9 protein-coding genes are annotated in these 13,519 nt (G+C 72.0%); 7 read left to right on the top strand and 2 right to left on the bottom strand.

What is annotated here, in order from left to right; translation table 11 throughout:
- The first annotated feature begins 376 nt into the window (after positions 1 to 376).
- From ACIHCL_RS02380 to ACIHCL_RS02370, 3 genes are all read left to right on the top strand, one after another.
- Complete coding sequence (locus ACIHCL_RS02380; RefSeq protein WP_399856030.1) at positions 377 to 2,560, top strand: acyl-CoA dehydrogenase; 2,184 nt, start codon at positions 377 to 379, stop codon at positions 2,558 to 2,560.
- A 43-nt stretch (positions 2,561 to 2,603) separates the two neighbouring features.
- Positions 2,604 to 4,049, top strand: a complete 1,446-nt coding sequence (locus ACIHCL_RS02375; protein ID WP_399856027.1) for a lipid-transfer protein — start codon at positions 2,604 to 2,606, stop codon at positions 4,047 to 4,049.
- A 308-nt stretch (positions 4,050 to 4,357) separates the two neighbouring features.
- On the top strand, positions 4,358 to 5,788 hold the full coding sequence (locus ACIHCL_RS02370; protein ID WP_399856025.1) for an MFS transporter: 1,431 nt from the start codon (positions 4,358 to 4,360) through the stop codon (positions 5,786 to 5,788).
- A 242-nt stretch (positions 5,789 to 6,030) separates the two neighbouring features.
- On the opposite strand, the gene ACIHCL_RS02365 is transcribed toward ACIHCL_RS02370, so the two are convergent.
- Positions 6,031 to 6,669: a response regulator gene (locus tag ACIHCL_RS02365; protein WP_399856023.1), complete on the bottom strand. Its 639-nt coding sequence runs from the start codon at positions 6,667 to 6,669 to the stop codon at positions 6,031 to 6,033.
- A gap of 570 nt (positions 6,670 to 7,239) precedes the next feature.
- Between ACIHCL_RS02365 and ACIHCL_RS02360 the strand changes: the two genes are divergently transcribed.
- The 3 genes from ACIHCL_RS02360 (at position 7,240) to ACIHCL_RS02350 (ending at position 10,462) form a co-directional block, all read left to right on the top strand.
- Positions 7,240 to 8,112 (top strand): MaoC/PaaZ C-terminal domain-containing protein, encoded by an 873-nt coding sequence (locus ACIHCL_RS02360; RefSeq protein WP_399856020.1) that lies wholly within the window; start codon positions 7,240 to 7,242, stop codon positions 8,110 to 8,112.
- Positions 8,113 to 8,209: 97 nt separating this feature from the next.
- A complete protein-coding gene (locus ACIHCL_RS02355) occupies positions 8,210 to 9,286 on the top strand; it encodes a Zn-dependent alcohol dehydrogenase (protein ID WP_399856017.1) in 1,077 nt (358 codons plus the stop codon).
- A 222-nt stretch (positions 9,287 to 9,508) separates the two neighbouring features.
- Positions 9,509 to 10,462 carry a 3-oxoacyl-ACP reductase gene (locus ACIHCL_RS02350; protein ID WP_399856015.1) on the top strand — a complete coding sequence of 318 codons (954 nt, stop codon included), beginning with the start codon at positions 9,509 to 9,511 and terminating at the stop codon, positions 10,460 to 10,462.
- Positions 10,463 to 10,882: 420 nt separating this feature from the next.
- Here ACIHCL_RS02350 and ACIHCL_RS02345 read toward each other — a convergent pair whose 3' ends face one another.
- Positions 10,883 to 12,229 carry a hypothetical protein gene (locus tag ACIHCL_RS02345; RefSeq protein WP_399856012.1) on the bottom strand — a complete coding sequence of 449 codons (1,347 nt, stop codon included), beginning with the start codon at positions 12,227 to 12,229 and terminating at the stop codon, positions 10,883 to 10,885.
- Between the two features lie 245 nt (positions 12,230 to 12,474).
- Here ACIHCL_RS02345 and ACIHCL_RS02340 point away from each other — a divergent pair, with 245 nt between their 5' ends.
- Positions 12,475 to 13,518 (top strand): ABC transporter substrate-binding protein, encoded by a 1,044-nt coding sequence (locus ACIHCL_RS02340; protein ID WP_399856009.1) that lies wholly within the window; start codon positions 12,475 to 12,477, stop codon positions 13,516 to 13,518.
- Position 13,519: the final 1 nt, after the last annotated feature.

Raw genomic sequence — 13,519 nt, 5'->3', positions numbered from 1 at the left:
GCCATGGGCGCGCGGTATTCCGGTGAATGCGGTACGAACCGGGTATGGCCGACCAGTTGGCCGGAACCGCATGGCCCGAGGGCCGATACGCGGGCGGTGCCGCCTGGACGGAGTCCCCCGGCCGATGCCATGAACGACGGTCGCTGGGCTGCCGGTTCGGCCGTCGCATGCCCAGGCGACTCGACTCGGCCGAATGCGGCTCGACCCGATGCGGCTCGACCCGATGCGGCTCGCCCCGATGTGACTCGACCCGATGCGGCCCGGCCCCGGTCCGACCGGCTCGGCACCCCGCAATCAGATATCTGACCTTCCGTCAGAATGGAACGTGTTCTACTCTGGCCGCCGTTCCAGTGGCTGCGAACCGGCGAGGATCCGCATGGGCATCGGAATCAGCGAAGAACACAGGGAGTTGGCGCAGGCAGTTCGGGGGTGGCTGGCCCGCTCCGTGCCACCGGAGGAGGTGCGCAAGCTCCTCGAAGCAGAGGCCCCCATGGCCCCCGGTGTGCGCCCCGGGTACTGGGACGGGCTTGTGGAACAGGGCCTGCTCGCCGTCCATCTGCCCGAGAAGTACGGGGGTGGGGGCGGCCGACTCCTCGATCTGACCGTGGTCCTGGAGGAAACGGGCCGAGCCGCACTCCCCGGTGCCCTTCTCGCGAGCGTCCTCGCCTCCGCCGTACTGCATGCGGCGGGCGTCGGCGCACCGGTGCGCGAGCTCGCGTCCGGCCGTCGCGTGGGTGCAGTCGCCCTGGGGCCCGGCACCCTCACCGCCGAGGAGCGCGAAGGTGGCCATCTGCTCGACGGCACGGCCCCGCCCGTCCTGTCCGGGGCCGATGCCGACCTCCTCCTGCTCCCCGCCGAATCGACCGCCGGAACCCTCTGGTTCGCCGTCGACGCCACCGCCGAGGGACTGACCGTCCGCCCGCACCGCGGCGTGGACCCGACCCGCCCCACGGCCGAGGTCCGCGCGGAGGGGGTGCTCGTTCCGGCGGAGCGTCTGGTGCCGACGGACACGGCGCACGTCCGCGATCTCGCAGCCGTGCTCCTGAGCGCCGAAGCGTGCGGGGTCGCGTCCAGGGCGCTCGACACCGCCACCGAATACGCCAAGATCCGCGAGCAGTTCGGCCACCCCATCGGGCGGTTCCAGGCCGTCAAGCACCTCTGCGCCGAGATGCTCGTCCGGGTCGAACGGGCCCGTGCCCTGGTATGGGACGCGGCCCGCGCCGCCGAGGAGCCGGACACCGGAGCCGCCGCGCGATCGCTGGCCGCCGCCCTCGCCGCCTCGGAGGCCCTCGACGCCGCCCTCGGCTGCGCCAAGGACTGCATCCAGATCCTCGGCGGCATCGGCTTCACCTGGGAACACGACGCCCACCTCCATCTGCGCCGGGCCGTGGTCGCCCGGCAGCTGCTGGGCCCGGGTGACGCCCACCGGTTGCGGGCCCTCCGGCTCGCCGAGGGCGGGGCGCGCCGCGAACTCGTCCTAGAACTCCCCGCCGAGGCCGCCGCCCACCGCGCCCAGGCGCGCGAGGCCGTCGCCGCCGCACGCGGCCTGGACCCGAGGTCCGCCCGCCGCGCCCTCGCCCCCACCGGCTACGCCGCCCCGCACCTCCCCGCCCCGTACGGACTGGGCGCAAGCCCCGTACACCAGCTGGCCGTGCAGCAGGAGCTGAGGGAGCAAGGGGTGCGACTGAGCGATCTCGGGATCGCCACCTGGGTCATCCCCTCACTCCTCGCCCACGGAACCCCCGAGCAGCAGGAGCGCTATCTGCTGCCCACTCTGCGTGGCGAACTCCAGTGGTGCCAGCTGTTCTCCGAGCCCGGCGCGGGCTCCGACCTGGCCTCGCTCCGCACGAGGGCGGAGCGTACGGACGAGGGCTGGCGGGTCAACGGGCAGAAGGTGTGGACGAGCGGCGCGCGTTCGGCCGACCACGGAATCCTGCTGGCGAGGACCGATCCCGACGCCCCCAAGCACCGGGGCATCGGCTACTTCCTCGTCGACATGAAGAACACCGAGGGCATCGACATCCGCCCGCTGAGGGAGATCACCGGCGACTCCCTCTTCAACGAGGTGTACTTCGACGACGCCCTGCTGCCCGCCGACGCCGTCGTCGGCGCTCCCGGCGACGGCTGGCGGGTCGCCCGCAACACCCTCGGCAACGAACGCGTCCACATGACCGACCAGTTGACGTTCGACACGGGGTTGGAGGCGCTGATCGCCCGTTCCGGCGAACTCGACGACACCTGCCGTGCCCGGATCGGTGCCCTCGCCGCCGAGGCCCATGCACTCGCCTGTGTCTCGCTGCGCACCACCCTGCGGCAGGTGTCCGGACTCGAACCCGGCGCGGGGGCCTCCGTACGCAAACTCGTCCAGACCACCCACCAGCAGAGGGTCGCCGAACTGGCCCTGGAAGTCCTGGGCCCGGCCGGGGCGACCGCCGAGGGGGCGGCCGAGCGGGCTGTGCACGGCTTCCTGATGTCCCGGTGCCTGACCATCGCGGGCGGTACCACCCAGGTCCAGCTCAACGTCGTCGCCGAGCGCATCCTCGGCCTCCCGCGCGACTGAGTGGCGGCTGCCGCGCGGCCGAAGAAACGGAAGGGGACCGTCCATGAAGGCGCAGGAAACGCCCGAGACGCACAAGAGGCAGGAGACGCTGGAAACGCTGGAGACGGAGAAGGCCCAGAGAGCTGAGGGAGAACAGAAGACGCGCAGGACACGGAAGACGCAGAAGAAGCAGGAGACATCGAAGGCATCCCGGATGTCCGAGGCGACCACGGTGTCCGGGGTGACCACGGTGTCCGAGGCGACCACGGTGTCCGCGACGCGCAGGCCGTCCAGGCCGTCCAGGCCGTCCAAAGCGTGCAAGGTGTACATCGTCGGTGTGGGGATGACGAAGTTCGAGAAGCCCGAGTCCCGCGACTGGCAGTACTGGGACATGGCGAGGGAAGCCGGGACGGCGGCGCTCACCGACGCCGGGATCGATTACGCGCGGGTGCGGCAGGCGGTCGTCGGCTACTGCTTCCAACCGTCCACCGCCGGGCAGCGGGCCGTGTACGAACTGGGCCTGACCGGGGTGCCCGTCTACAACGTCAACAACAACTGCGCCACCGGGTCCACCGCGCTCATGATGGCCCGACAGCTCGTCGAGGGCGGTCTCGACGACTGCGTTCTCGCCCTCGGCTTCGAGAAGATGAGCCGGGGTGCGCTCGGCGGCGGGGCGGACGGCGGCGCCTCGGGCTTCAAGACGTCGCCCGTCGCCCGGCACTACGGGATCATGGCCGCCGCCCACGGCTTCGGGATGAGCCCGCCCACCGCCCAGATCTTCGGCAACGCGGCCCGTGAGTACATGGACCGCTACGGGACGACCGAGGCGCAGCTCGCCGCGGTCGGCGCCAAGAACCACCGGCACTCGGTGAACAACCCCTACGCCCAGTTCCAGGAGCCGTACACGGTCGAGGAGATCCTCTCCGCGAAGACCATCCACCGCCCGCTCACCAAGCTCCAGTGCTCACCGACCTCCGACGGATCGGCCGCCGCCATCGTCGTTTCGGAGCGCTTCGTCGAGAGCCATGGTCTGGGCGACCGGGCGGTCGAGATCGCCGCCCAGGCCATGACCACCGACACCGAGGCGTCCTTCGCGTCCGGCACCTGCGTCGACGCGGTGGGCCGGCCGATGTCGCGGGACGCCGCGCAGCAGGTCTACGAGGAGTCCGGGCTCTCGGCCGCCGACCTCGACGTGATCGAACTGCACGACTGCTTCTCCATCAACGAACTCCTCACTTATGAGGCGCTCGGTCTGTGCGGCGAGGGCGAGTCCGGGAAGCTCGTCGACTCGGGGGCAACCACGTACGGCGGCCGATGGGTGGTCAACCCGTCCGGCGGGCTGATCTCCAAGGGGCACCCGCTCGGCGCCACCGGACTCGCCCAGGCCGCCGAACTGACCTGGCAGCTCAGGGGCGAGGCGGGGGAGCGGCAGGTGGAGGGCGCGCGGATCGGCCTCGCCCACAACATCGGGCTCGGCGGGGCGGCGGTGGTGACCCTGCTGCGGCGGTAGCGGGAGGCCGGTGCGTGTGCGGTCGGTGCGTGTCCCATCGTGCGCACGCACCCGTCGGCCCCTGCCCGGTACGTGTACGCGCGCCCGGTCCGCCCCGGCCCCGTACGGGTACACGACGGGCCGACCCGGCCCGGTACGGGCACACGGCGGGCCCGGTCCGTCCCGGCACCGGTGCACGGGCGGGTCCGGTCCGTCCCGGTTCGGTGCGCTCGGGCTGGCCGGTCCGTTCTCGTCCGGTACGGGGCCGCGGCGGGTCCGGAGCCGGGCGGTCGGTATACCGATGTACGAGGCGCGGGGCGGCTGCGAGGATGACGACCATGCCTGACGTCACGACACCCGCGCCCCCGCGAACCGGATCGCACCCCCGTACCTGGGCGGCGGTGCTCGCCGCCTGCGTCGGGCAGTTCCTCGTCGTGCTGGACGTTTCCGTCGTCAATGTCGCCCTGCCCTCCATGCGCGCCGACCTGGGGATGGGCTCCGGCGGACTGCAATGGGTACTCAACGCCTACTCCATCGCGTTCGCCGGATTCATGCTGCTCGGCGGGCGGGCAGCCGACATCTACGGCCGCAAGCGGATGTTCCTCACGGGCCTCGGCCTGTTCACCGCCGCCTCCCTGGCCGGCGGCCTCGCCCAGGAGGGCTGGCAGCTGCTGGCCGCCCGCGCCGCGCAGGGGCTCGGTGCCGCCGTGCTCGCCCCCGCCACCCTCACCCTGCTGACCACCGCGTTCCCCGAGGGCCCGGCCAGGACGAAGGCGATAGGAACCTGGATGGCCGTCGGCGCGGGTGGCGGCGCGGCCGGCGGGCTGATCGGCGGGGTGCTGACCGACCTGCTCTCCTGGCGGTGGGTCCTGCTGATCAACGTGCCGATCGGGGCGCTCGTCCTGGCCGGTGCGGCACTGCGGCTCGCCGAGGGCCGGTCGGGCGAGCGGCGTGGGATCGACCTTCTGGGAGCGGTCCTGGTCACGGCGGGCCTCGCCTCCGTCGCGTACGGCATCGTGCAGACCGAGGAGGCGGGCTGGACGGCGGCGCGGGCCCTGCTGCCGCTGGTCGGCGGGGTGGCCCTGCTCATCGCGTTCGTCGTGGTGGAGGCCCGGAGCGCGGAGCCGCTGATGCCGCTCAGGGTGCTCAAGGCGCGGGCGGTGACATCGGCGAACGCGGCGATGTTCATCGTCGGCTCCGCCACGTTCTCGATGTGGTACTTCATGACCGTGTACGCCCAAACAGTGCTGGGCTACTCCCCGATGAAGGCCGGATTCGCGCTGCTGCCCACCTCGCTGGCCGTCGTCCTCGGCTCGAAGTGCGCACCCCGGATCATGGCCCTGATCGGTGCGAAAAGACTGGCGTTCATCGGTACGGCCGTCGCCGCCGCGGGCTTCGGCTGGCAGTCCACGATGGGCGTCGACGGCTCGTACCTCACCTCGGTCTGCCTGCCCGGCATCCTGATGATGGCCGGTGCCGGGCTGGCCTCCACCCCGCTCGCTTCGCTCGCCGTCACGGGAGCGGCTCCCGGTGAGGCGGGCCTCGTCTCCGGCCTCGTCAACACCTCCCGCACCATGGGCGGCGCGCTCGGTCTCGCCGTGCTCTCCACCGTCGCCGCCGCACGCACGGCGGGCGGCACCGGGCCCGAGGAACTGACCGCCGGTTACGCGCTGGCCTTCCGCACGGCCGCCACGGTCCTGCTCGGCGGGCTGGCGCTGATGGCGGTCTGGCTGCCGCGCCACCGGTCCGGGACGCGCTGAGCGGCTTCGAGAGGCGCGCGCCGGGTCGTGCCGTGGTGGGCGACGACCGGAGGTGCGCGCCGGGCCATGACACGGTGGCGGGTGGTGAATCGGGGGCGCGCGCCGGCTCGGTAGGGGCGGGCTGATCGGGGGCGCGTCGGCTCGGCTCGGTACGTGCTGGGCGAGGGCCGGGTGTTGTGCGCGCCGGTTCGTGACGCGCCGGCGGGCGGTGGTGGTGCGCGCGCCCGCCGCCAGCGGTTCCGCTAGAGCCACCCCTGCTGACGGGCCTCCCGGACGGCTTCCATCCGGTTGCGTGTCCCCGTCTTGCCGATGGCCGACGACAGGTAGTCCCGTACCACCGACTCGGACAGTCGCAGCTCCGCCGCGATGTCGGCGACCGTCGCCCCGTCCACGGAGGCGTTGAGCACATCCCGCTCCGGCCCGGTCAGCGGGCTGGGCCCGGCATCGAGCGCGGCGGCGGCCAGCGCCGGGTCGACGACCGTCTCGCCGATCAGCACCCGGCGGATCGCGGCGGCGAGCTCCTCGACCGGGCCGTCCTTGACCAGGTACCCCGCCGCCCCGGCCTCCATCGCCCGGCGCAGATAGCCGGGCCGGCCGCACGTGGTGAGGATCAGCACCCGGCAGTCCGAGACCTCCTCGCGCAGGTCGGCGGCGGCGTCCAGGCCACTGCGCCCCGGCAGTTCGATGTCCAGCAGCGCCACATCGGGGCGTGACCGCAGTGCCGCGTTCACGACCTCGTCCCCGGCGGCCACCTGGGCCACCACCTCGATGTCCGGCTCCATGCCGAGCAGCAGGGCGAGCGCGCCGCGTGTCATGCCCTGGTCCTCGGCGAGCAGGACTCGTACACACTTCGCGGGCCGTCCACCGGGCATGTCAGTCATACGGCCAGCGTCCCAGACCGGGGGCGGGCCCGGGGTGCAACCAGGGTGCACGACGGCGTGCCCTCGCGGCCCGCGGTGGGGGCACGGGGTCATCCGCCCGGCCCGGTGCCGACGCCGTACGCACCGCCGGACGCCTGTGCGTGCGCCGCATGACCGTGACGGCCTTCGGCGCGTTGCTGCCGTGGAGGTTGAGTCGCCTCGTCCGCCTCGTCCGCCTCGTCCGCCTCGTCCGCCTCGTCCGCCTCGTCCGCCTCGTCCGCCTCGTCCGCCTCGTCCGCCTCGTCCGGCCTGTTCAGCCCGTCCGCCGGGAGTTCCGCCGGACCGGCAGGGACACGCGGACGGACTTCGTGATGCCGAATGTCATGGCGTCGGTCCGCGGGCGGGGCCGCTCAAATCTGACGCTCCGTCAGCAATGGTCTTCCCAACGTCTGTGCGCTGCGTTATACATGGGAACCATCGGCTGGAACACGTTCTAGAACGGGCGTGACGGCCGGTCCCGCACGGCCTCGGCGCGGTCGACGGTGCGGACGGCCGTGCCGAGGTCTCCCACTGTCAAGGAGCAGCATTCCCATGCCCATCGATGCCGAAAAGGCGATTGCCGCCGAACCCCGCTCCACCCGGATCGGCTGGGGTCACAAGGACATCCAGCTCTACCATCTCGGCATCGGCGCGGGCTCCGGTCCCGCCGGAGCCGACGCCGCCACCGACCCCGCCGAACTGCGCTACACCCTGGAGGACCGGCTCCAGGTGCTGCCGTCCTTCGCCACGGTGGCGGGCGGGGGCATGGGCGTCGTCGGCGGGCTCTCCTCGCCCGGCATCGACATCGACCTCGCCGCCGTCCTGCACGGGGGGCAGAGCATCCGGGTGCATCGGCCGATCCCCGTGACGGGAGCCGCCGTGCAGACCTCGAAGGTCGCCGCGGTGTACGACAAGGGCAAGGCGGCCGTCCTGGTGCTGCGCACCGAGGCCGCGGACGACGAGGGCCCGCTGTGGACCAACGACGCGCAGATCTTCGTACGCGGTGAGGGCGGCTTCGGCGGTGAACGCGGCCCGTCCGGGCGGTCCGACCCGCCCACCGGCGAACCCGACCACATGGTGCAACGGCCGGTCCGCCCGGACCAGGCCCTGTTGTACCGCCTCTCCGGGGACTGGAACCCGCTCCACGCCGACCCCGAGTTCGCCCGGCTGGCCGGCTTCGACCGGCCGATCCTGCACGGACTGTGCACCTACGGCATGACGCTCAAGGCCGTCACCGACACAGTGCTCGGCGGCGACGTGACCCGCATCCGCTCCTACCGCACCCGATTCACCGGAATCGTCTTCCCCGGCGAGACCCTCCGCATCCGGATGTGGACCGGCGAGGACCGGGTCCGGGTCGAGGTGAGTGCCGTCGAGCGGAATGACGCCCCGGTGCTCGGCGACACCCTCGTCGAACACTTCTGAACCGATTCCGAGAGGTCCCACGGGCCCTGGCACGGGGCCCACGACACAGGGCCCGCTGGACGCGTACCCGGCCCGGGCCCAGGAGGGGAGCCGCACCATGCGCGCAGCCGTACTGCACGAGATAGGCCAGGACAGGCTGGAGGTCCTCGACGACGTCGAGGCGGTGGGCTTCGGTCCCGGAAAGGTCCGGATCCGGGTCAGGGCGACCGGGCTGTGCCACTCCGACCTGTCCGCGATGAACGGGGTGCTGCCCCAGCCCGCCCCCTTCATCCCGGGCCATGAGGGGGCGGGCGAGGTCGTCGACGTCGGTGACGGCGTCACCGGGCTGAACACGGGGGACCGGGTGCTGGTCTGCTGGCTGCCCGCGTGCGGGGCGTGCCCGTCCTGCAAGCGCGGGCAGACCCACCTCTGCCTGGCCGGCTTCATGAACGCGGGCACACCCAACTTCAAACGCCCCGGCGGGGACGTCTTCGGCTTCGCGGGCACCGGCACCTTCACCGAGGAGGTCGTCGTGGGGGCGGGCTGCGCGGTCCCCGTCCCCGACGACGTCCCGTTCGAGATCGCCGCGCTGATCGGCTGCGGTGTGACCACGGGGCTGGGCGCGGCCATCAACACCGCACAGGTGGAAGCCGGTTCGTCGGTCGCCGTGATCGGCTGCGGCGGCGTCGGGATCTCGGCCGTCCAGGGGGCCCGGGTGCAGGGCGCCGCCCAGATCGTCGCCGTGGACCCCGTCGAATCCCGGCGTGCGGCGGCGCTGCGGTTCGGTGCGACCGAGGCCGTGTCCCCCGACGAGTTCGCCGACGCCCGGCAGCGGATCACGGGGGGCGAGGGTTTCGACTATGTCTTCGAGGTCGTCGGCAAGTCGGCCACTGCCCGTACCGCGTACGAGAACACCCGGCGCGGCGGCACGCTCTGCATCGTCGGTGCGGGCGCGCTGGACGACCATTTCCAGGTCAACATGTTCGAGCTGTTCTTCGACGAGAAGCGCATCCTGCCCTCCATGTACGGCGGGGGTGATGTGCTCCGCTCCTACGCCCGCGCCATCGAGCTCTGGCGGGCCGGCCGCATCGACCTCGAATCGATGATCACCCACCGGGTGAGTCTGGACGGCATCAACGACGCCCTCGACCAGATGCGGACCGGGGCGTCGCTGCGCACCTGCGTCGAGCTCTGATCCTCTGGCCGTCGCGGCGGCCCCCGCTGTCCCGTGGCCGCCTGTGCCCGGCCCGCCCGCTCGCCGGACCCGGCGCCGCTCCGTTCCCGATCCGGTCCCGCTTCGCGACCCGCTTCCGGCCCGGCCCCCGATCGGGGCCCCGGCCCCGGCGCCGCTTCGGTCCCGTACCCCGCTCCCTCCTGCCCCGTACCCCGCTCCCTCCTGAGAGGTTCCGAGTATCCGATGTCACTTCCCCTGTCACTCCCTCTGGACGGTCTGAGCGCGATCGTCACGGGCGCGGGCCGCGGCCTCGGACGCGCCGAAGCGCTGGAACTGGCCCGGCTCGGCGCGTCCGTCGTCGTCAACGACTACGGACGCGCCGGACGCGACGGTTCCGGCGAGACCTCCGCGACCCCGGCACAGGAGGTGGTCGAGGAGATCCGCGTGGCGGGCGGCCGGGCGGTCGCGCACCTCGGTGACGTCTCCGACCACGACGCGGCCCGCTCCCTGGTGGAGCTGGCCGTCGACACCTACGGAAAGCTCGACATCCTGGTCAACAACGCGGGCATCCTGCGCGACCGGATGATCTTCTCGATGACCGAGGACGAGTGGGACTCCGTCATCAGGGTCCACCTCAAGGGCCACTTCAACACCACGCACTTCGCGGCGGCGCATTGGCGCACCCGCTCCAAGGAGTCCGGCGGCCCGGTGTACGGGCGGATTGTCAACACGTCCTCGGAGGCGTTCCTGGCGGGTTCGGCGGGCCAGCCGAACTACGCGGCGGCCAAGGGCGGCATCGTCGGCCTCACCACGTCCACGGCTCTCGCCCTGGCCAAGTACGGCGTCACCGCCAACGTCATCTGCCCGCGGGCCCGCACGCGGATGACCGAGGACGTCTTCGCGGGCTTCCAGGAACCGGAGGGCGGCAGGCTCGACCCGCTCGCGCCCGAGCACGTCTCGCCGCTGGTCGGCTACCTGGCCTCGCCGGCCGCGGCCAGGGTCAACGGGCAACTGCTCGTCGTGCACGGCGGCATGGTCGCGATCGTCGAGCGGCCCAAGGTGGCCGCGAAGTTCGAATCGTCGAAGGAGACGTTCTCCTTCGACGAACTGGACGAGTCGATCTCGCCGTACTACGCGGACCGCCCGCCGAACGAGACCTTCGCGGCGGCGGAGGTGCTCGCACTGAAGCGGGGCTGACCGGTCCGGACACGGAAACGGTCGGCCGCGTATCGGAAAGCCGGAAACGGGTGGGCCCCGGAAGCCGAGAACGGCTCCCGGGGCCCACCCGTCCCTCGTTGTCGTTCCGTGCGGTCAGGCCGCCCGGTCGTCCCCCTCGGAGGGGCGGCGGTGGCGGCCGTGAGGCTGTACCGTCGTGTCGTCCGTCGACACATTCCCTCGGTGCTTTCCGGAGCCGCCGGCTTCGGCCCGTTCCGCGTCCGCATGCTGCGGTCGCGTCTGGGTCGTGTCGGTTCGGGCTTCAGACATGTGGGAAGTCACCCCGTCGTGATCGCTTACGTGCTTGTGTGTGAGTGTCACCAGGGCCGAACACGCCACCGCAACACGACACGGCCGCCTCCGGCGACCGCAGAAACGGCTGCGTGGCCCAGACCAGAAATCTTAACCAGGCATCACGCGTCCCACGAGGGGTGCCTGCCCCAGTGGAACCGGCCTGCACACGGGAAGATGCACGGCACCGGCGGACGGTTCCCCACCGCTTTCCGCGCCCGCTCCGGGACCCCAGCCCGAGCCGGGGCCGACTGCCGCCCGCGCGCCCGGCGGCACGCCCCCCGGAAGCTCACCCGGCGCGCCCGCCGGAAGCCCCACCGGCGCCTCCACCAACGCCACCCCGCACGCCACGTACGCATCGGCGTACGGCAGTCTCAGCACGCCGTCCCGGGTCCACACCCCGCTGCCTGCCTGCCACCCCTCGGGGGCGGCGAGCTGGTGCAGCCGACGCGCCGACGGGCGCCACAGCCCGAGCCAGCTGCCCGCCGCCCCGTCGACGCGCAGCGCCACCGCGCAGTCCTCGGGCGTCAGCGTCTGCCCCGGCTGCACCGCGAACGGCGTCACCGCGACAGCCGCCGGACTCAGGCACTCCGGGAAGCGCACCGGCAGACAACTGCCCAACACTCCCCAGCCGAGCCGGTCGTGGCCCGGCGCGTTCGAGCGGATCAGCAGCAACCCGCTGTCCGCGTCGGCCAGCACCACCCGGTCGTCGCTGTCCGGCGCGATCTGGAGCAGCGGCGTCACCTCGCCGCCCCGTCCCAGGTCCACGGCCACCGCCTTGACCGGGCCGCCGCCCGGCAGCTCCCGGTCCAGGGCCAGCATCCGGCCGGCCCGGTCCAGCCAGACCCCGCCGGTGCAGCGCCCGGCCACCTCGGCGACCGGCTCGGGGCCGAAGGCGCCGCCCGCCACCAGCCAGACGGTGGTGGACCGCGCTCCGGGCGACAGGGCGTACGCGCTGGTGCCGTCCGGGCACGGCGGCAGCATCGTCAGCTCCTCGCGTCCGACGGCGCCGAGCGGCAGTTCACCGGTCCCGGGTCCGGTCGGATAGAGCAGCGAGAACGTGTGCCGGTCCGCGACCCGGCGCCGGATCAGCACCCGCCCGTCCGTCAACGGCAGTACGTCCGAGTCCGGTTCCTCCGGCTGGTCGAGAGGGAGCGGCACCGCGTACGGCTCATGCCCGTCGAGCGTCCAGCGCTCAACCGACCACGCCTGCTCGGCGGTGTCGTACGGGTCTCCGGCCTCGGCGCACGACGCTCCTGTCCCGTCGCGCGACGCCGCTGATCCCTCGTACGGCGACTCGCCGGGGCGTGCGCACGGGGCGAGCCGGGCCGCGTACGAGCCGTCCGCCGCGATCGTGAACGCGGGCCGTGCCGCCGGTGTGTGTGGCTCCTCGTCCTGCGGCACCGCGCTGCCGGTGACTCCGCCCGCCCCTGCGGTCCCGCTCCCGATAGCCTCCATGGCACAGAGAGTCACTTTTTGATCACCTCCTGCGACAGACGGTAGTTATCGCACTTCCAGCCGAACAACGCGAGACCCGCCACTTCACACATAAGGATGGTGATGTCCGTAATCACCTGAAGGGGAGGGGGTGCATGTGCTTCTCCTCATCCGGGTGTCTAAGGTTAGGCATCCCTAAGCAATGCCCGGATGGTCGGCGGCGCTGCACGGTCGATCCACGGCTTGATCTACAACTGGAGCAAGAGATGTCCCTTCGTCGCCGCGGCACCGCCGCAGTCGGCCTTGCGGTGGCCGCCGCCCTCTCCCTCTCGGCCTGCGGTGGTGAGAACGGGGGCTCCGGAGGCTCCGCCAAGTCGGACAACGGTGGCGACAAGAAGGCGGCCGTCGCGACGGGCGGCAAGGACTTCGCCGACGCCGCGAAGAAGACGGCCGGGTACGGGACGGACGCCAAGGCGGGGGAGTTCCCCCGCACGATCAACCACGCCATGGGCAAGACCGAGGTCGAGGCCGCTCCCAAGCGCGTCGTGGTGCTGGATGTCGGTGAGTTCGACAACGTCGTCTCGCTGGGCGTGAAACCGGTCGGCTACGCGCCCTCCGAGGGCGACGCGGCCATCCCCTCGTACCTCAAGAAGGACGCGGGTGACCCGAAGAACGTCGGCACCATCAACAATCTCAACCTTGAGGCCATCGCCAACCTGAAGCCCGACCTGATCCTCGGCAGCCAGCTGCGCGCCGCCGACAAGTACGACGCGCTCTCCAAGATCGCGCCGACCGTCTTCTCCATCCGTCCGGGCTTCACCTGGAAGGAGAACTACCTCCTCAACGCCGCGGCGCTGGACAGGACCGCCGAGGCGAAGAGCGAACTCGCCGCCTATGAGGCCAAGGCGAAGAAGCTCGGCGACGACATCGGCGCCGACAAGCCGACCATCTCCATGGTCCGCTACATGCCGGACCGGATCCGCCTCTACGCCAAGGCGTCCTTCATCGGCACCATCCTTGAGGACGTCGGCCTGCCGCGGCCCAAGAACCAGCAGATCGACGACCTCGCCGCGGAGATCAGCTCGGAGAAGATCGACGAGGCCGACGCGGACTGGATCTTCACCGGTGTCTACGGGGACGTGAAGGCCACCAAGCGCGACACCACCCAGTCGAACCCGCTGTGGAAGAACCTCAAGGCGGTCAAGGAAGGCCGGGCCAAGGACGTTCCCGACGAGACGTGGTACCTCGGCCTCGGTGTCACGGCCGCCAACCTGGTCCTCGACGACCTCCGCGCCGACCTCGTGAAGTGAC

The organism is Streptomyces sp. NPDC052042 (assembly GCF_044548345.1).
GTDB lineage: Bacteria > Actinomycetota > Actinomycetes > Streptomycetales > Streptomycetaceae > Streptomyces.
The sequence above is the reverse complement of the archived record's forward strand: the minus strand, read 5'-3'. Positions and strand labels throughout refer to the sequence as shown.

Bases quoted from the DNA above. Each gene is read 5' to 3' on its own strand.
- ACIHCL_RS02355 (WP_399856017.1), top strand. From the start codon at position 8,210: ATGCGCGCAGCCGTACTGCACGAGATAGGCCAGGACAGGCTGGAGGTC.
- ACIHCL_RS02370 (WP_399856025.1), top strand. From the start codon at position 4,358: ATGACGACCATGCCTGACGTCACGACACCCGCGCCCCCGCGAACCGGA.
- ACIHCL_RS02365 (WP_399856023.1), bottom strand. From the start codon at position 6,669: ATGACTGACATGCCCGGTGGACGGCCCGCGAAGTGTGTACGAGTCCTG.
- ACIHCL_RS02345 (WP_399856012.1), bottom strand. From the start codon at position 12,229: ATGGAGGCTATCGGGAGCGGGACCGCAGGGGCGGGCGGAGTCACCGGC.
- ACIHCL_RS02380 (WP_399856030.1), top strand. From the start codon at position 377: ATGGGCATCGGAATCAGCGAAGAACACAGGGAGTTGGCGCAGGCAGTT.
- ACIHCL_RS02375 (WP_399856027.1), top strand. From the start codon at position 2,604: ATGAAGGCGCAGGAAACGCCCGAGACGCACAAGAGGCAGGAGACGCTG.
- ACIHCL_RS02360 (WP_399856020.1), top strand. From the start codon at position 7,240: ATGCCCATCGATGCCGAAAAGGCGATTGCCGCCGAACCCCGCTCCACC.
- ACIHCL_RS02340 (WP_399856009.1), top strand. From the start codon at position 12,475: ATGTCCCTTCGTCGCCGCGGCACCGCCGCAGTCGGCCTTGCGGTGGCC.
- ACIHCL_RS02350 (WP_399856015.1), top strand. From the start codon at position 9,509: ATGTCACTTCCCCTGTCACTCCCTCTGGACGGTCTGAGCGCGATCGTC.